Below are 16,138 nucleotides of genomic sequence, written 5' to 3' on the forward strand. Positions count from 1 at the left end.
CCGGGGTTAGTCCCTCCCTCTTGTGCGGAGGGGACTTTCGCAAGGGCGCAGACACCACATTCACGAAATTGTCAGCCCTATTAGAACATGCAGAACTTCGCATGGTCACATTCCGGCACGCCCCGTTAACCAGACATCAAGGTTAATGCGGGATTTATAGGGGAATGTTCCCGCGTCCCATGCCCGGAGTTCGTGTTGCGTCGAAAGAGCTCTTCCCGTAGCAAGCTGCGTCTTCTTCCCGAGAACTGGGTCTCGCCCGTTATCTTCGGGCTTGCCGGCTGGCTGATTTTCCCGAGCGTCGCATCCCATGCCGATCTCGCCGCCATGCTTGCCGGTCTCGACCGGGAAGGGGAAAACTGGCGCATGGTGCTGACCAATTCGCCGGCCGGCTCCATCCATCAGGCCGAACTTGCCTTTGCCGATCCGGCGGCGACGGGTTCGATCTCGTCAGGCGCCGGCATGGTGCTGCCGGATGGCCGCAAGGTTGCTTTTACTGCCAAGGATAAGGGCCACGAGGACACGCCGGACGAAGATCGCGTCAATCGAGGCACCAAGAAGGGCCGCGTCGTCGCCGTCGAGAAGATGCAGCCGCCGAAGGATTTTTCCGCAGGCTCCATCCTCGAGCGCACGAAGATGCTCTTCACCCCGAACTTCGATCTCAAGGACCGCTCGGCCTTCGTCAAGCCGAAGATCCAGGGTAAGGAAATCCAGATCGCCACTTCTTTCTATAAGAAGCAGCCTGTCGTGACCGATAGGGGCGTGCCGGCAATGCTCGCAAGCCTCGTCACCAGCAATAAGGCCGATATCCTTGCCACCGCCTATGGACCGGCAGCACCCGACTATTCCCGCCAGTCGCCCTTCGATTCGATCCTGACCGAGCCGGACAGCGGCCGCTTCGTTCCGGAGATCGGCCCGCGCGATCACGCCTGGGCGGCAAGCGTGCTGCCGCCCAGCGTCTTTTCCGCCGGCGAGCAGCAATGCCTTGCCTCCGGCATCTATTTCGAGGCGCGCGGCGAATCGGTGAAGGGCCAGGCGGCCGTCGCCCAGGTCATCCTCAACCGCGTCCGCAACCCTGCCTATCCGAAAACCATCTGCGGCGTCGTCTACCAGAACGAAGACTGGCGCAACCGCTGCCAGTTTTCCTTCGCCTGCGACAGCATCAAGGACAGGGTGAACTCGGAATATCATTGGCGGATGGCCCGCGATGTGGCGATGGCGGTGACATCTGGCAAGATCTGGCTGCCGCAGGTGGGCTCGGCGACGCATTACCACGCCGTCTATGTCAGGCCGAAATGGGCAAAGACCATGGAAAAGGTCGGCCGCATCGGTCTTCACGTCTTCTACCGCACCTATGGCGGCGGCTGGAGCTGAGATAAATCAGCCACGGCAAGCCGATTTGCCGGGCTTAAAAGCGGATTCTTTCCATCGAATTTAAGCAATCGGTCAAAAATCGGCTTATCTCATTGATTCGACAAAATTATTTTCTGGCTGGACAGAAGCTGTCTACGCCTTGACTATACCAATCCCTAAAACTATGTTGCGCGCGACTTCAGAACGGGCCGGAAGGGTCTCAACCTTCGCGTCCGGGGTCCGAATGACCGGGGTAGCGGGAGTGCGGGCGACGGGCAGGCGAGGAGAGATCCATGGCGGATGACCGCGAGGAAAGTCTTGAGAAGCGCCGTGCGCGGCTGGGAGCGGAACTCGCGACCAAGCGCGCTGAGGCGGGAGTGGAACATGCAAGCGAGGCCCATGCCGAGGTAAGCCGCAAAGGTTATGCCCAGGCGATGAAGCTTTCCAGCGAGTTCATTGCCGCGATCATCGTCGGTGCCGTTCTTGGCTATGTTCTCGACCGTTTTGTTGGTACGGCGCCTTGGGGGATGATTGTTCTTCTGCTTCTCGGATTCTGTGCCGGCGTTCTGAACGTGCTGCGTTCTGCGGGGGTGGTAGCCCATCCCCTTGATGACGACAAGAAATAAGGACCGGTTCCGGTCCAGTGCAATGACCCCGCGTCCTGCGGGCCAAAGAGAGAGAACAAGCGGTGTCTAACGATCCGACTCATCAGTTCCTGATCCAGAAGATTGTGCCGATCGAAATCGGCGGAATTGATTTTTCGTTCACCAATGCATCGCTTTTCATGGCGGCTTCCGCTGCCGTTGCCGCCGGCTTTCTCTATTTCGCGACCTCGAACCGCGCCATCGTGCCGGGCCGTTCGCAGTCGGTCGCGGAAATGTCCTATGAATTCATCGCCAATATGCTGAAGGAAGGCGCGGGCAAGCAGGGGATGAAGTTCTTCCCGCTGGTCTTCTCGCTCTTCATGTTCGTGCTGACGGCGAACCTGCTCGGCATGTTCCCTTATTTCTTCACGATCACCAGCCAGATCATCGTCACCTTCGCGCTGGCGATCCTCGTCATCGGCACGGTTCTCGTCTACGGCTTCTATAAACACGGCTTCCACTTCCTGAATGTCTTCGTGCCCAAGGGCGTGCCGGGCATATTGCTGCCGCTGGTCGTCTCGATCGAAATCATTTCCTTCCTGTCCCGCCCGATTTCGCTCTCCGTTCGTCTTTTCGCCAACATGCTCGCCGGTCACATCACGCTGAAGGTGTTCGCAGGCTTCGTCGCCTCGCTTGGAGCCCTCGGTGCAGTCGGTGTCGGCGGAGCCGTTCTACCCCTCATCATGACCGTCGCCCTGACCGGTCTCGAGTTCCTCGTCGCCTTCCTTCAGGCTTACGTCTTTGCGGTGCTGACTTGCATGTACCTCAACGACGCAATCCATCCGGGCGGGCACTAAGGATAACGACAACGACGTCTCCAGGGCGTCAGTCATTCGCCGCAACAACCATTTCAAAGGAGTTCAACATGGAAGCGGAAGCAGCAAAGTACATCGGTGCAGGCCTGGCTTGCTTTGGTATGGCCGGTACGGCTCTCGGCCTCGGCAATATTTTCGGCAGCTACCTCTCCGGCGCACTGCGCAATCCGTCTGCCGCTGACAGCCAGTTCGGCCGTCTGGTATTCGGCTTCGCCGTTACGGAAGCTCTGGGCATCTTCTCGCTGCTCGTTGCTCTCCTCCTCCTCTTCGCCGTCTGATATCGGCGAATAGATGGATCACGGCCTGCGATCGCACGCCGTGATCCTTTGCATTTGCAGTCCACCTGGAGGTGAGCATGTTTTTTGTGACCCCGGCTTACGCTGAAGAAGCACCGGCGGCAGCGACCGGCACGGATGCGCACGCCGCTCCGGCCGCAGGCGAGGTCCATACCGAGACCGGTGTTGCCGAAGGCGAACACGCCCGAGGCCCGTTCCCGCCTTTCGATTCGACGACCTACGCATCCCAGCTGCTGTGGCTGGTGATTACGTTCAGCGTCTTTTACCTCCTTATGCAAAAGGTCATCGCGCCGCGCATCGGGGCTATCCTCGATCAGCGCCACACGCGCCTCTCCCAGGATCTGGAAGAAGCCGGCCGCCTGAAGGCGGAAGCCGACGCTGCCGTCCAGACCTATGAAGGTGAACTGGCGGCTGCCCGCGCCAAATCGAATGCGATCGGCGCTGCCGCACGCGACGCCGCCAAGCTCAAGGCCGAAGAGGATCGCCGCGCTGTCGAGGCGAGCCTGTCGGAAAAGATCAAGGCTGCCGAGGTCCGTATCGCCGACATCAAGGCGAAGGCCTTCGCCGACGTCGGCAGCATTGCCGAGGAAACGGCGGCTGCCGTCGTCGAACAGCTGATCGGCGGCACCGCTGCTCAGGCAGATGTCGCCGCCGCCGTCGCGGCCGCCAAGAAGGAGGCTTGATCGATGGAATTTCACTTTGATGCGACTTTCTTCGCCTTTGTCGGCCTCGTCCTCTTCCTGGCATTGGTTGTTTACCTGAAGGTTCCGGGCATGATGGCACGGTCGCTCGACGACCGCGCCGACCAGATCCGCAACGAATTGGCCGAAGCCAAGCGTTTGCGCGAAGAGGCCCAACACCTGCTCGCCGAATACCAGCGCAAGCGCAAGGAAGCGGAAGCCGAAGCGGCCCACATCGTTGCCGCTGCCGAGCGTGAAGCCGAAATGCTGACCGCCGAGGCGAAAAAGAAGACGGAAGAATTCGTCGCCAATCGCACGGCGCTTTCCGAGCAGAAGATCAAGCAGGCCGAGGCCGAGGCGATGAAGGCGGTCCGTTCCGCCGCCGTCGATCTCGCAATCGCGGCCGCCGAAACGGTGCTCGCCAAACAGGCGGACGGCAAGGTCCAGTCCGAACTCTTCGGCAATGCCATCGGCCAGGTCAAGACACGGCTCAACTGAGCGGTTTCGAATGGAATAAGCAAAAGGCCGGGCATGTCCCGGCCTTTTGTCTTTGGCGGCAAAGCTCGTTCTTTATCTAGTCTCTACCTCAAACTCGCGAACGACTGAGAATGAGGCGCGGCGCTGCGACGAATCCCTTCTCCCCAGCGGGGAGAAGATGCCGGCAGGCAGATGAGGGGGTGAGCAGCAAAGCTGCGAATGCGCTGAGCGCAAGCGAAGGCAAGCAAGGGTGTGCCGTATCGCCTCCTCAACCGACCCTTCGGACCACCTTGCTCCCCGCTGGGGAGAAGAGGAAGCAAGCCGCCGTACCGGCTTTCTACTACCGCGTTTGGCATTGCCGGTTCTTCTGTTGAACGAGCTATTCCGAGATCAGCTCGTCCATCCCTGGACCGTCCTCGACCTTCCGCAGCGGCCTAAAGCTCATCCGGTGCAGCGAGCAAGGGCCGTGCTTTTCGATACCGGCGCGGTGTTGCGCCGTGCCGTAGCCCATATGCGCGACAAAGCCGTAATCCGGAAACACATTGTGCGCCCGCGCCATCATCCGGTCGCGCGTCACCTTGGCGACGATCGAGGCGGCGGCGATCGAGACCGAGCGGGCGTCGCCCTTGACCACCGCCTGTCCCGGACAATCGAGGCCGGGCGGCACATCCAGCCCGTCGGTTAACACGTAGCTTGCCGGAATGGCGAGGCTGCAGATCGCCCGGCGCATGGCATCGAGGCTCGCCTTGCGAATGTCGGTCTCGTCGATGCGCGTCGAGCTGGAGGAGGCAATCGAGACGGTGGCGGTTGCCAGGATCTGCAGGAACAGTTCCTCGCGCCGTTGCGCCGAGAGCTGCTTGGAATCGTTGAGGCCCTCAGGAATGCGCTTGGGATCGAGGATGACCGCGGCGGCAACCACAGGTCCCGCCAGCGGCCCGCGGCCGGCCTCGTCGGCGCCGGCGACCGGCCAGTGGCCGGCCTTGCGGGCTTTGAGCTCGAGTTTGAAATCCGGCACGAGCGGAACCGTGTCGAAAAGCAGAGGAGAATCGGGTGGCGTGCGAGGTTTCATGCGGCTGAACCTCGCACGCCAACCCGATTTCCCGCAAGTCCCCGGATCAGGGCGGCGGCCGGGGACCGGGTCCGGCGGATGGTGGCGGTCAGGGCCATCCGCGGGAATTGCGCTCGGGGCTCGAAAACAGGGCGGTTTTTCTCAGCAGCCGACGCGCAAACTTGAGAAATCAGAGCAGCGACAACTGCACGCCGCTGCCGTCGGGCGGCACGAACAGATCGTCGCGCAGCGGCATGCTGCGGCGCGTCAGCTCGAAACGCCTTGCGGCCATTTCGAAACGGCGGGCGATCTGCCAGGCATAGGGACCGGCGCCCTTCATGCGCTTGCCGAATTCGGCATCGTAATCCTTGCCGCCGCGCATCGAGCGCACCAGCGACATCACATGCCGGTAGCGATCGGGATAATGCTGCAGCAGCCAGTCGCGAAACAGCGGGCTGACTTCGAGCGGCAGCCTGAGGATGACATAACTCGCCTCGGCGGCGCCGGCCGCCTTGGCCGATTCGAGGATGCGCTCCAGCTCGTGATCGTTCAGCGCCGGGATCAGCGGGGCGGCCATGACAGCCGTCTGGATGCCGGCTTCAGCGAGCGCATGGATCGTCTCCAGCCGCCGCGGCGGGGTGGCAGCGCGCGGCTCCATCGCACGGGCAAGTTTGCGGTCGAGCGTCGTCACCGAGATGCCGACACGCACCAGGTTTTTCGCCGCCATCTCCTGCAGAATGTCGAGATCGCGCAGGATCATCGCCGACTTGGTGACGATCGACACGGGATGGTTCGCCTTGTTCAGGACCTCCAGAATGCCGCGCATGATGCGCCATTCCTTCTCGATCGGCTGGTAGGGATCGGTATTGGTGCCGATCGCGATCACCCGCACCTTGTAACCCGGCTTGGCGAGTTCCCGCTCCAAAAGTTTTGCCGCATCCGGCTTGGCAAACAGCTTCGTCTCGAAATCGAGCCCGGCGGAAAGCCCCATATAGGCGTGTGTCGGCCGGGCGAAACAATAGATGCAGCCATGCTCGCAGCCGCGATAGGGATTGATCGAGCGGTCGAAGGAAATATCCGGCGATTCGTTACGGGTGATGGCCGTGCGCGGCTTCTCGATCTGCACATCCGTCTTGAACGGCGGCAGATCTTCCAGCGTCTGCCAGCCATCGTCGAAGGTCTCCCGCTGCAGCGCCTCGAACCGGCCCGTCGGGTTCAGTCCCGCCCCACGCCCGCGCCGCCGATCGACCTCAATTCTCAGGCCTGAAGAAACGATCATCGCATCGGCAATATCTGCCGTATTGGCAGGCGCGAATGCGGCCTGCCCTGCCAGGGACTGCTCTCTCATCGGATTCTCCCGTGGCGGAAGGCCATCGCTTCCGCCCGTTTTGATGATTAAATTCCTATCTGCAAAACAAGAACAATGCAAGAACAAAATGCGGAAAACGCCGCTGGCAAAAATTTGTGCGGCGCATTATAAACGGGCAATGTTGACGGTAATTCTCGAATGTCAGGATCAGGAATCCGAACTTGCACAGACCTTGTCGGTGCTGGTGGCAGGCGCGGTGGAGGGTCTCGTCAGCGATGTGATCGTGCTCGATCACGGTTCAAGCGACGGTACGTCGCGGGTCGCTGACGCTGCCGGCTGCCGCTTCCATTCTGCCTGGGATATCAGGGATATCGTTCACTCCGCCCGCGGCGAGTGGCTGCTCTTCGTCGAGCCGGGCGCAAGGCCCCAGGCCGGCTGGATCGACGAGATCGCCGAGTATATGGCGCTGAACAAATTGCCGGCCCGCTTCACCGCTTCGCGCGGTTACAAGCGCCCGTTCTTTGAGCGCTTCGGCCGCGCCGCGCCGCCGCTGGAGCTGGGTTTGCTGATGCCGAAGAGCCGGGCGCTTGGCGTGGCCAAAAGCGGCATGCGCCTTGCCGAATTCGTCGACGGCCAGAAACCGCGCAAGCTTTCCAGCGAACTGATTCCCGCCTGGGTCGCGCGCGCTGCGCGGTAAGTAATTCTTTGCTTCATCCTGTCTGGTGCGGGTTCATGGCCGTCAGGTTCGGGCCGCCCAAAGCCCCTCCCCAACCCCTCCCCACAAGGGGGAGGGGCTAACGTGCGGCACCGCTTCACGTAACCCTGCATCGTACCAATCCGTCGAACGGCAACAGCCAGCAAGACCTCTCCTCTTGGTCACCGCCGGACACCACGGATTAGTCCCTGGGTGGCTAAATTCTCGGGAGAAGCATCTCCCAACTTCTTGCAAAACATAGCGCCCAATCTGATTTCGCGCTATAATTCGTCCATGGCGCCGTCGAAGCGCCGCGCTTCGTAACGGATGGCCATGGAATGCCGGTGGACGGCAGAACAGGTCAGCGGAAATCTCCTCTTCTGCCGGGGTCCCGGCGAAAGGAGGTGCGTCATGACACGCGGTAGGAACGACTGCGCACGCGGTAGGATCTACGGCGTACGCGGTATGATTTACGGCCTGCTGGCCGTCATATTGCCGATATCATTGATCGCGCATCCGCATCCGGCAGCATCGCAGACGATGCTCAGTTGCGCAGGCCGATCCGATGTCGTCAGTTTCCTCGACAGGAACTTCGCTGAAAAATTGACAGCGGTCGGACTGGTCAACGAGAACGCCGTTCTCGAGGTCTATGCCGCCGAAAGCGGCACCTGGACGCTCGTCGTCACGGATGTTCACGGCATAAGCTGCATCCTGCTGTCGGGCGACAGCTGGGAAACCATGCCCGCTCTGCCGGGACTTGCGACATAGCGGCTTTTACTTGGTCGCGCCGCGTTTCAGGTGTTCATCGAGACGCGGCATGATCTCGACGAAATTGCACGGCATGTTGCGATAGTCGAGCTGGGTTTTCAGAATGCCGTCCCAGGCATCCCGGCAGGCGCCGGGCGAGCCTGGCAGCGCAAAGATGAAGGTAGCGTTGGCAACGCCTGCCGTGGCGCGCGACTGGATCGTCGCCGTGCCGATCTTCTCATAGGAGATGCGGTGGAAGATGGCGGAAAAGCCGTCCATCCGCTTTTCGAATAAGGGCTCCAGCGCCTCGGGCGTTACATCGCGGCCGGTAAAGCCGGTGCCGCCGGTCGTAATAACGACGTCGATCTCGTCCTGCTCGGTCCAGGCCTTCACCCGTGCGGCGATTTTTTCCCGGTCGTCGGGTACGATCGCCCGGTCGACCAGCCGGTGGCCGGCCTCGACGATCCGCGCCGCCAGCGTGTCGCCTGACTTGTCCGTCTCCGGCGTGCGCGTATCCGAGACGGTGAGAACCGCAATGCCGACGGCGATGAAGGGCCGCTTTTCGTCCAGACCTGCCATTACATGCCTCCCGAAACCGTTTCCGTCGCCTGGAAATACCAGTCGGGCCGCACGCCGTGAAGGGCTGCTGCCGCTTCCTGCGCTGCCGCCATGCTCGAAAAGATCCCGAAACAGGTGGCGCCGGAGCCGGACATGCGGGTGAGCAGGGCACCCTCGGCTTGCAGCATCGCCGAGATCGCCGAAATCTCAGGGACAAGTTCGCGCGCCGGCGGTTCCAGGTCGTTCCGGGCGGCGCCGATCGCGGCGAGCCAGGCGGCAGCCCCGGCGAGATCGGCAGCCAGCTTCAGAGCCGGATTGGTCTTGGTGGCCAGCCGCCGGAAAACCTCCGGCGTCGAGACGCCTGTCAGCGGATTGGCGAGCACCATGGCAAAGGCGGGCAGATCCTGCAGGGGCTCGATCTTTTCGCCGATGCCGCGGGCGATCAGCGGCCGGCTCTCGAAGCACATCGGCACGTCGGCGCCGAGCCTGAGCGCGAGACCGGCAACCGTTTCCACCGGCAGGCTCATGCCCCAGAGCCGCATCAGACCGCGCAGCGTCGCCGCCGCATCGGCCGAACCGCCGCCGATGCCGGAGGCAACGGGCAGGTTCTTTTCCAAGTGGATATGGACGGGGAAGGCGAGGCCGCCGACGGCCTCGCGCAACAAATCGCGCGCCCGCAGCACCAGATTGGTACCGCCGTCGCCGACAAGCGTCTCGCCGAACCGGCCCGACAGGGTCAAGGCATCGGCCTGCGCGGGCAGGAAGCCCAGCCGGTCGCCGCAATCGGCGAAGGTCACCAGCATATCGAGCAGATGGTAGCCATCGGCTCGTTGGCCCGTCACATGCAAAGCAAGGTTGATCTTCGCACGCGCCTCTTCGGTGACGCCGAAAGCCTCGGCAAGGCCTTCCTCAGGCATGTGCCGCGCCCGTCAGGATTTCTTGTCGACGGGCGGCGGGGTGACCGGCGCCGGGTCCGGCTGCTTCTTGTCGGCGGCTTTGGCATCGTCGCTGACAGGCGGCAGGCCGTTGGCGACCTTGTCCTTGATCTTGGGGATTTCGGCGGCCTCCGGCTCGGAAGCCAGCGCCCGGTTCCACTGATAAACGGCCTCGAGCTTGCGGCCGACGCGCCAATAGGCATCGCCGAGATGGTCGTTGATCGTCGCGTCGCCGGCCTTGATCTGTGCGGCACGCTCCAATTCGTCGACGGCATCGTCGAAGCGGTTGAGGCGGAAATAGGCCCAGCCGAGCGAATCGACGATGTAACCGTCGTCGGGGCGAAGGTCGACGGCCTTCTTGATCATGCCGAGACCTTCGTCGAGGTTGCGGTTCATGTCGATCCATGAATAGCCGAGATAGTTCAGCACCTGCGGCTGGTCAGGATTGAGTTCCAGCGCCTTGCGGAAGTTCGGCTCCGCCTGGTCCCACTTCTTCAGCCGCTCATAGGCGATGCCGCGCTGGAAGAAGACACTCCAGTTGGCGCGGCCGGGAATGGGGCCGATCGCTTCGACGGCCTTGTCGTAATTGGCGGCCATCGCCTCGTAGTCCTTGGCATCGGAAAGCACGCTGCCATAGGCGAGATAGCTGCGGATGTCCTTCGGGTCGGAGGCGATCAGCGCCTGCAGGTGCTTGCGTGCCTCGTCCACCTTGCCGCCCTGGGCAAGGGCAAGGCCGAGCTGCAGCTCGGAGATGCGCCGCATCGGCGAATTCTCCGGCACCTTCTTGTAGAGCGCGATGGCGCGGTCCATCTGGTTCTGCTTTTCGGCGATGCCGCCGAGCAGCACCAGCGTATCGGCGCTGTTCGGATCGAGCGCATTGGCCGTCTGCAGGTAGAGCGAGACGATATCCTCGGCGCCGTCGCGGTTCAGCGCGCCGCCGACCGAAAACAGCACGCCGGCAGCACCTTCTTCGGCGGTCTTGACCTGCTGCTCCTGCTTCTCGTCCTTTTCGATGCTGTCGCGCAGCGCGTTCAGCGGCGCATAATTCGGCAGCAGATTGTCGCCGACGGAAACGGCGTCGAGCGCCTTCTGCTTGTTGCCCTGCTGGGCTTCAAGGCGGGCAAGCGCCATGACAGCGCGCATGAAGGTGTCGGGCGCCGTCGCGCCCCCTTCCTTGTCGAGCACGGCATCGTTCAGATGCTTGCGGGCGGATTTCACGTCGCCGGCGACGATGGCGATCGTCCCGGCATTGTAATTCTGGAAGATGCGGACCCAGTCCGGCCCCTTCATCTTCTCGACCATGGCGAGCGCTTCCTTGCCGCGGCCGGCGCCGACGCGGGCCCAGGCGAGCAGCAGGTCGTTCATCATCCGGTCGAGATCGTTCGGCCCCTTATATTTCAGGATGGCCTCGGCGGACTTATAGTCGTCGCGGCGCATGGCATCCATGCCGCGCACGATCGTGGTGATGCGCTCGACGGAAGGATCGCCCTTCAGGTCGTCGGCATATTTGACGCCGTCCTTGATGTCGCCGTTGAGCAGCAGCGAGATCATCAGCCGCTGGCGGATCTCCGGGTTGCCGGGCTCGATCTGCAGCGCCTTCTTGTAGAGTTCGATCGCCGTTTCATAGTCATGATCGACATCGGCCGTGCGCGCCGCGAGGAAGGCGCCGGAGAAAGTGGTGACGCTGTCTGCATCGAAGCTGGCGGTCTTGCCGGCATCGCCCGTCTTGGCCGCATCCTCGGCACTCACGCCGGCGGCGACGCCGAGCGAAAGAACAGCCGCCAGTGCTGCGCTCGTAAGAAGACGGATGGCAAATCTCTGCCGCATTAGGGAAACCTTTCTTCGAGAGCGTTCCGGCGATGATGCCGGTCGCAAATCAGTTGCGATCACTGATTCATAACAGGATGGCTTTTTTGAAGCGGCGCCGCAAGAAAATCAGCCTGCAATCAAGGACGTTTGATCAGTTGACGCGCTCGATGCAGAAATCGATCACTTCCATCAGGGCGGATTTCCAGGCCGTATCGGGCAGCGGCGCAAGCGCATCGCGGGCGATCGTGCCGTAATGCACGGCGCGGCCGATCGTATCGCTGAGCGTGCCATATTTGGTGATCAGCCCCAGGGCCTTTTCGAGATTGGCGTCGGTGCTGTTGCCGGCTTCGATAGCATCGCGCCAGAAGGCGCGCTCGTCCTCGGTGCCGCGGCGATAGGCGAGGATGACCGGCAGGGTGATCTTGCCCTCGCGGAAATCGTCGCCGACATTCTTGCCGAGATCGGCCGCCTTGCCGCCATAGTCGAGCGCGTCGTCGACGAGCTGGAAGGCAAGCCCGAGATTCATGCCATAGGACTTCAGCGCGTTGCGGCCGGATTTGCCGGCCTCGGCGACGATCGGCCCGACTTCGGCGGCGGCGGCAAAGAGCGCGGCGGTCTTGGCGCGGATGACGGCGAGATAATCGTCCTCCGTCGTCTCCATGTTCTTGGCGACAGAAAGCTGCAGCACTTCGCCTTCGGCGATCACGCAGGCGGCCGAGGACAGCACGTCGAGCGCATCGAGCGAGCCGACTTCGACCATCATGCGGAAGGCCTGGCCGAGCAGGAAGTCGCCGACCAGCACGCTTGCCTGGTTGCCCCAGATCATCCGCGCCGTCGATTTGCCGCGGCGCAGGTCGCTTTCGTCGACGACGTCGTCATGCAGCAGCGTTGCCGTGTGCATGAATTCGACCGAGGTCGCGAGCTTGACGTGGTTTTCGCCTCTGTAGTCGAACAGTGCTGCGGCTGCCAGCGTCAGCATCGGCCGCAGCCGTTTGCCGCCGGATGAGATCAGATGGTTCGCCACCTCGGGGATCATCTGCACGTCGGAGCCGGCCTTGGACAGAATAAGCTGGTTCACCCGCTCCATATCCGCCCTGGTGAGATCGACCAATGGCTTGATGGATGCCAGTTTGTTTTTGCTTTCTTCAAGCGGTATGACCACGCCCAACGACCCGGACTCCTGTTCATTCATTGCACCCGACAATAGAAAGGGGCGATGGGCGCGGCAAGGGGTGAATTGTCGCGCTGAACGAAATTGGAAGGAAAACGACGGCAAATGCATGAGCTTATCCGCGCCAACGACCCCGTTCTGCTCTCCTTTGCCGAGAGTTTGATGAAGGATGCGGGAATTCACTGCTTCATCGCCGACCAGGGCATGAGCGTGCTGGAGGGCTCGCTCGGCATGCTGCCGCGCCGTCTGCTGGTGGATGAGGAGATGGCCGATCAGGCGCGCCGCATCCTGATCGATGCCGGTCTCGGCGGCGAGCTGCGCGAGAAGAAATGAGCCTGACATGACCGGGAAGCCCGCTGACACCATCGATGCCTTCCACCGCGGCGCCTTTCATGTGGTGCAGCCGAAGGGCAGGGGCCATCGCTCCGGCATGGATGCGATGCTGCTGGCAGCCCTCGTCGCCGACGAGCGCCCGGTCAGGGTTGCCGATCTCGGCGCCGGCGCCGGTGCTGCCGGCCTCGCCGTCGCCTCGCGACTTGCCGAGACGCAAGTGGTGCTGTTCGAGCGTTCGGCCGAGATGGCCGATTATGCCCGCCGCAGCATCCTGCTGCCCGAAAATGCCCACGTCGCCGGACGCCTCAGTGTCGTCGAGGCCGATGTGACGCTGACCGCCAAGGCGCGCAACGATGCCGGCCTCATCGATGAGAGTTTCCACCACGTCATCATGAACCCACCCTTCAACGATGCCGGCGACCGGCGCACGCCCGATGCGCTGAAGGCCGAAGCCCATGCGATGACCGACGGCCTGTTCGAAAGCTGGATCCGCACGGCGGGCGCGATCATGATCCCGGGCGGCCAATTGTCGCTGATCGCCAGGCCGGAATCGATTGCCGAGATCGTTGCCGCCTGTGGCCGGCGCTTCGGCGGCATCGAAGTGACCGCCATCCATCCGCGCCCGGGTGAAAACGCCGTTCGTATCCTGGTGACCGCGATCAAGGGGTCGCGGGCGCGGCTTTCGCTGCGCGCCGCCCTCATCATGCACGAAGAGGGGAGCCACAAGTTCTCCCCTCTCGTCGATGATTTCAACAATGGCCGGGCGGCCTATGCCAGGCTTTAAGAGCAATTCCAGGAAAAGTGCGAAGCGGTTTTTCGTCCGGAATTGCGTAAAACAAAAAGGTTAGAGCGGTTCTGCGCTTCCGTAAAAACCTGAACCGCTTTAGCCGGTGACGAAGTCGAACAGCAGCTTGACGTTCAGGCCGGCGATGACGACCGCGATCAGATAGGCGATGCCGCTCAGCCAGCGCGGCGCCACCAGTTCGCCCATCTTGGCCTTGCTGGCGGTGAACATGACAAGCGGGAAGACGGCGAAGGAAAGCTGAAGGCTGAGCACCACCTGTGTGAGGATCAGAAGCTCGGCCGTGCCCTTGTCGCCATACCAGATGGTGACGATCGCCGCCGGCACGATGGCGATGGCGCGGGTGATCAGCCGGCGCATCCACGGCTTCAGCCTGATCTTGAGGAAGCCTTCCATGACGATCTGGCCGGCAAGGGTCGCCGTGACCGTCGAGTTCAGGCCGCAGCAGAGCAGGGCGATGCCGAACAGCGTCGGCGCGATGGCAAGACCGAGCAGCGGCGACAGCAGCGAATAGGCGTCGCCGAGTTCGACGACGTCGGTCTTGCCGTTCGCATTGAAGGCCGCCGCTGCCAGGATCAGGATCGAGGCGTTGATCAGGAGCGCGAAGCACAGCGCCACCGTCGAGTCGATCGTCGCAAAGGTCAGCGCCTCCCTCTTCTCGGGAATCGTATGGCCATAGGCCCGCGTCTGCACGATGCCGGAATGAAGGTAGAGATTGTGCGGCATGACGGTCGCGCCGAGAATGCCGAGCGCCAGATAGAGCATCTCCGGATTGGTGACGATCTCGGTGGTCGGGAAGAAGCCGGTAACCACGGCGCCCCATTGCGGGTCGGCAAGCAGGATCTGCACGCCGAAGCAGACCGCGATGACGCCGAGCAGCGCGATGATGAAGGCTTCCACCCAGCGGAAGCCGAGCTTCTGCAGGAAGAGGATGACGAAGACGTCGAGCGCGGTGATCAATACGCCGAGTTCGAGCGGGATGCCCATCAACAGGTTGAGGCCGATCGCCGTGCCGATCACCTCGGCGATATCGGTGGCGATGATGGCGATCTCGGCAAAGGCCCAGAGCGGCACCGAAACCCATTTCGGAAAGGCGTCGCGGCAGGCCTGTGCGAGGTCGCGGCCGGATGCGATCGCCAGGCGCGCGCAGAGCGATTGCAGCACGATCGCCATCAGGTTGGAAAGCAGGGCGACGGTCAGCAGCGCATAGCCGAATTTGGAGCCGCCGGCGAGCGAGGTCGCCCAGTTGCCGGGGTCCATATAGCCGACGGCGACCATGTAGCCCGGCCCGGCGAAGGCTGCCGCCCGCCGCCATACCGAGCTGTGACGTCCCGTTCCGACGGTGCGGTACACATCCGATAGCGATGCCTCGCCGCGTTCGTGCCGCCAGCCGCTGTTGGCATTCGGATTCAGGGCGTCCATGCGATTTCCACCTGTTTATCGTGAGCGTCACTATGACGGATTAGAATGATAATGCAAGTCATTCGCAACAAGAAAATCAAACTGCATGTTTTCCAGAACGCGGCCATTGCGTTTGTCGTTCCAGCGCATACATGGATGCCGATCGCGATTGACGATCGCACGACGCCCAGCGAAGGATGAGAGATGGCCGGATTGTTGAGAAAACTGCTGCCGAAACGGTTCCGCAAGGATGGTCTCACCATCCCGGTCGTCCGGCTGCAGGGCGCAATCGTCAGCGGCGGCGGCCAGTTCCGGCCGGCTCTCAATCTCGCCAATGTCTCGCCGGTTCTGGAAAAGGCCTTCGCCATGAAGGACGCGCCGGCGGTTGCCATAACAATCAATTCGCCGGGCGGTTCGCCCGTCCAGTCCCGGCTGATCTTCACCCGCATTCGTGAACTCGCTCGCGAGAAGCAGAAGAAGGTGCTGGTTTTCGTCGAGGATGTCGCGGCCTCCGGCGGCTACATGATCGCGCTTGCCGGCGATGAGATCATCGCCGACGCCACCTCGATCGTCGGCTCGATCGGCGTCGTCTCCGGCGGTTTCGGTTTTCCCGAACTGTTGAAGAAGATCGGCGTCGAGCGTCGCGTCTATACCGCCGGCGAAAACAAGGTGATCCTCGATCCGTTCCAGCCGGAAAAGGAAAAGGACATCGAGTATCTGAAGAGCCTGCAGCTCGAAATCCACCAGGTCTTCATCGCGATGGTGCGCGAGCGCCGCGCCGGCAAGCTGAAGGACGATGCGGCGGTCTTCTCCGGCCTGTTCTGGAGCGGCACCCGCGGCCTCGAGCTCGGCCTCGTCGACGGGCTCGGCGACATGCGCCAGGAGTTGAAGCGGCGCTACGGCCAGAAGACCAAGCTGGAACTCGTCACCGCCGGCCGCGGCCTGTTCGGCCGCCGCATTCCCGGCGTATCGCCTGTGACACTCGAAAGTGCCGCATCCGGTCTTGCGACGGGGCTTGTCGAAGCGGCCGAAGAAAGGGCATTGTGGAGCCGTTTCGGGCTTTAAGGGC

General features: G+C 62.4%; 18 protein-coding genes. 11 read left to right on the forward strand and 7 right to left on the reverse strand.

Annotated features, from left to right (window positions below; genetic code table 11):
• Positions 1 to 195: 195 nt before the first annotated feature.
• From GGD57_RS20645 to GGD57_RS20670, 6 genes are all read left to right on the forward strand, one after another.
• Entirely contained in the window at positions 196 to 1,371 is a 1,176-nt protein-coding gene (locus GGD57_RS20645) for a cell wall hydrolase (RefSeq protein WP_184472145.1), read from the forward strand.
• Between the two features lie 272 nt (positions 1,372 to 1,643).
• Complete coding sequence (locus tag GGD57_RS20650) at positions 1,644 to 1,976, forward strand: AtpZ/AtpI family protein (protein WP_184472146.1); 333 nt, start codon at positions 1,644 to 1,646, stop codon at positions 1,974 to 1,976.
• Positions 1,977 to 2,038: 62 nt separating this feature from the next.
• Entirely contained in the window at positions 2,039 to 2,791 is a 753-nt protein-coding gene (locus tag GGD57_RS20655) for a F0F1 ATP synthase subunit A (RefSeq protein WP_184472147.1), read from the forward strand.
• Positions 2,792 to 2,859: 68 nt separating this feature from the next.
• Complete coding sequence (locus GGD57_RS20660; protein ID WP_003545854.1) at positions 2,860 to 3,087, forward strand: F0F1 ATP synthase subunit C; 228 nt, start codon at positions 2,860 to 2,862, stop codon at positions 3,085 to 3,087.
• A gap of 77 nt (positions 3,088 to 3,164) precedes the next feature.
• On the forward strand, positions 3,165 to 3,788 hold the full coding sequence (locus GGD57_RS20665) for a F0F1 ATP synthase subunit B (protein WP_184472148.1): 624 nt from the start codon (positions 3,165 to 3,167) through the stop codon (positions 3,786 to 3,788).
• 3 nt (positions 3,789 to 3,791) lie between these two features.
• Positions 3,792 to 4,283 carry a F0F1 ATP synthase subunit B gene (locus GGD57_RS20670; protein ID WP_184472149.1) on the forward strand — a complete coding sequence of 164 codons (492 nt, stop codon included), beginning with the start codon at positions 3,792 to 3,794 and terminating at the stop codon, positions 4,281 to 4,283.
• A gap of 358 nt (positions 4,284 to 4,641) precedes the next feature.
• On the opposite strand, the gene GGD57_RS20675 is transcribed toward GGD57_RS20670, so the two are convergent.
• Positions 4,642 to 5,331, reverse strand: a complete 690-nt coding sequence (locus tag GGD57_RS20675; protein WP_184472150.1) for a ribonuclease HII — start codon at positions 5,329 to 5,331, stop codon at positions 4,642 to 4,644.
• 169 nt (positions 5,332 to 5,500) lie between these two features.
• Positions 5,501 to 6,658 (reverse strand): PA0069 family radical SAM protein, encoded by a 1,158-nt coding sequence (locus GGD57_RS20680; RefSeq protein WP_184472151.1) that lies wholly within the window; start codon positions 6,656 to 6,658, stop codon positions 5,501 to 5,503.
• A gap of 139 nt (positions 6,659 to 6,797) precedes the next feature.
• On the opposite strand from GGD57_RS20680, the gene GGD57_RS20685 reads away from it, so the two are divergent.
• Both GGD57_RS20685 and GGD57_RS20690 read left to right on the forward strand, forming a co-directional pair.
• Positions 6,798 to 7,316 (forward strand): glycosyl transferase, encoded by a 519-nt coding sequence (locus GGD57_RS20685; protein WP_184472152.1) that lies wholly within the window; start codon positions 6,798 to 6,800, stop codon positions 7,314 to 7,316.
• A gap of 408 nt (positions 7,317 to 7,724) precedes the next feature.
• Positions 7,725 to 8,081 (forward strand): hypothetical protein, encoded by a 357-nt coding sequence (locus GGD57_RS20690; RefSeq protein ID WP_184472153.1) that lies wholly within the window; start codon positions 7,725 to 7,727, stop codon positions 8,079 to 8,081.
• A gap of 6 nt (positions 8,082 to 8,087) precedes the next feature.
• On the opposite strand, the gene moaB is transcribed toward GGD57_RS20690, so the two are convergent.
• The 4 genes from moaB to GGD57_RS20710 form a co-directional block, all read right to left on the reverse strand.
• The gene (moaB, locus tag GGD57_RS20695) at positions 8,088 to 8,639 is read right to left on the reverse strand and encodes a molybdenum cofactor biosynthesis protein B (RefSeq protein WP_184472154.1); all 552 of its coding nucleotides are present in this window, start codon (positions 8,637 to 8,639) and stop codon (positions 8,088 to 8,090) included.
• Positions 8,639 to 9,535, reverse strand: a complete 897-nt coding sequence (locus GGD57_RS20700) for a 4-(cytidine 5'-diphospho)-2-C-methyl-D-erythritol kinase (protein WP_184472155.1) — start codon at positions 9,533 to 9,535, stop codon at positions 8,639 to 8,641. The genes moaB and GGD57_RS20700 overlap by 1 nt, the downstream gene beginning before the upstream one ends.
• A gap of 12 nt (positions 9,536 to 9,547) precedes the next feature.
• A complete protein-coding gene (locus GGD57_RS20705) occupies positions 9,548 to 11,380 on the reverse strand; it encodes a tetratricopeptide repeat protein (RefSeq protein ID WP_184472156.1) in 1,833 nt (610 codons plus the stop codon).
• Positions 11,381 to 11,513: 133 nt separating this feature from the next.
• Positions 11,514 to 12,530, reverse strand: a complete 1,017-nt coding sequence (locus tag GGD57_RS20710) for a polyprenyl synthetase family protein (RefSeq protein ID WP_085736403.1) — start codon at positions 12,528 to 12,530, stop codon at positions 11,514 to 11,516.
• Positions 12,531 to 12,638: 108 nt separating this feature from the next.
• On the opposite strand from GGD57_RS20710, the gene GGD57_RS20715 reads away from it, so the two are divergent.
• Both GGD57_RS20715 and GGD57_RS20720 read left to right on the forward strand, forming a co-directional pair.
• Entirely contained in the window at positions 12,639 to 12,866 is a 228-nt protein-coding gene (locus tag GGD57_RS20715) for a DUF2007 domain-containing protein (protein ID WP_085736404.1), read from the forward strand.
• Positions 12,867 to 12,873: 7 nt separating this feature from the next.
• Positions 12,874 to 13,650: a tRNA1(Val) (adenine(37)-N6)-methyltransferase gene (locus GGD57_RS20720; RefSeq protein ID WP_184472157.1), complete on the forward strand. Its 777-nt coding sequence runs from the start codon at positions 12,874 to 12,876 to the stop codon at positions 13,648 to 13,650.
• Positions 13,651 to 13,749: 99 nt separating this feature from the next.
• On the opposite strand, the gene GGD57_RS20725 is transcribed toward GGD57_RS20720, so the two are convergent.
• On the reverse strand, positions 13,750 to 15,090 hold the full coding sequence (locus GGD57_RS20725; protein ID WP_184472158.1) for an Nramp family divalent metal transporter: 1,341 nt from the start codon (positions 15,088 to 15,090) through the stop codon (positions 13,750 to 13,752).
• Positions 15,091 to 15,273: 183 nt separating this feature from the next.
• On the opposite strand from GGD57_RS20725, the gene GGD57_RS20730 reads away from it, so the two are divergent.
• Positions 15,274 to 16,134 (forward strand): S49 family peptidase, encoded by an 861-nt coding sequence (locus tag GGD57_RS20730; protein ID WP_010069597.1) that lies wholly within the window; start codon positions 15,274 to 15,276, stop codon positions 16,132 to 16,134.
• Positions 16,135 to 16,138 lie beyond the last annotated feature (4 nt).

This window comes from Rhizobium esperanzae, assembly GCF_014197615.1.
Taxonomy (GTDB): Bacteria; Pseudomonadota; Alphaproteobacteria; order Rhizobiales; family Rhizobiaceae; genus Rhizobium; species Rhizobium esperanzae_A.

Coding starts and splice junctions, on each gene's coding strand:
- GGD57_RS20690 (WP_184472153.1), top strand. CDS start 7,725: ATGACACGCGGTAGGAACGACTGCGCACGCGGTAGGATCTACGGCGTA.
- GGD57_RS20665 (WP_184472148.1), top strand. CDS start 3,165: ATGTTTTTTGTGACCCCGGCTTACGCTGAAGAAGCACCGGCGGCAGCG.
- GGD57_RS20700 (WP_184472155.1), bottom strand. CDS start 9,535: ATGCCTGAGGAAGGCCTTGCCGAGGCTTTCGGCGTCACCGAAGAGGCG.
- GGD57_RS20730 (WP_010069597.1), top strand. CDS start 15,274: ATGGCCGGATTGTTGAGAAAACTGCTGCCGAAACGGTTCCGCAAGGAT.
- GGD57_RS20650 (WP_184472146.1), top strand. CDS start 1,644: ATGGCGGATGACCGCGAGGAAAGTCTTGAGAAGCGCCGTGCGCGGCTG.
- GGD57_RS20725 (WP_184472158.1), bottom strand. CDS start 15,090: ATGGACGCCCTGAATCCGAATGCCAACAGCGGCTGGCGGCACGAACGC.
- GGD57_RS20680 (WP_184472151.1), bottom strand. CDS start 6,658: ATGAGAGAGCAGTCCCTGGCAGGGCAGGCCGCATTCGCGCCTGCCAAT.
- GGD57_RS20720 (WP_184472157.1), top strand. CDS start 12,874: ATGACCGGGAAGCCCGCTGACACCATCGATGCCTTCCACCGCGGCGCC.
- GGD57_RS20705 (WP_184472156.1), bottom strand. CDS start 11,380: ATGCGGCAGAGATTTGCCATCCGTCTTCTTACGAGCGCAGCACTGGCG.
- moaB (WP_184472154.1), bottom strand. CDS start 8,639: ATGGCAGGTCTGGACGAAAAGCGGCCCTTCATCGCCGTCGGCATTGCG.
- GGD57_RS20685 (WP_184472152.1), top strand. CDS start 6,798: ATGTTGACGGTAATTCTCGAATGTCAGGATCAGGAATCCGAACTTGCA.
- GGD57_RS20675 (WP_184472150.1), bottom strand. CDS start 5,331: ATGAAACCTCGCACGCCACCCGATTCTCCTCTGCTTTTCGACACGGTT.
- GGD57_RS20670 (WP_184472149.1), top strand. CDS start 3,792: ATGGAATTTCACTTTGATGCGACTTTCTTCGCCTTTGTCGGCCTCGTC.
- GGD57_RS20715 (WP_085736404.1), top strand. CDS start 12,639: ATGCATGAGCTTATCCGCGCCAACGACCCCGTTCTGCTCTCCTTTGCC.
- GGD57_RS20660 (WP_003545854.1), top strand. CDS start 2,860: ATGGAAGCGGAAGCAGCAAAGTACATCGGTGCAGGCCTGGCTTGCTTT.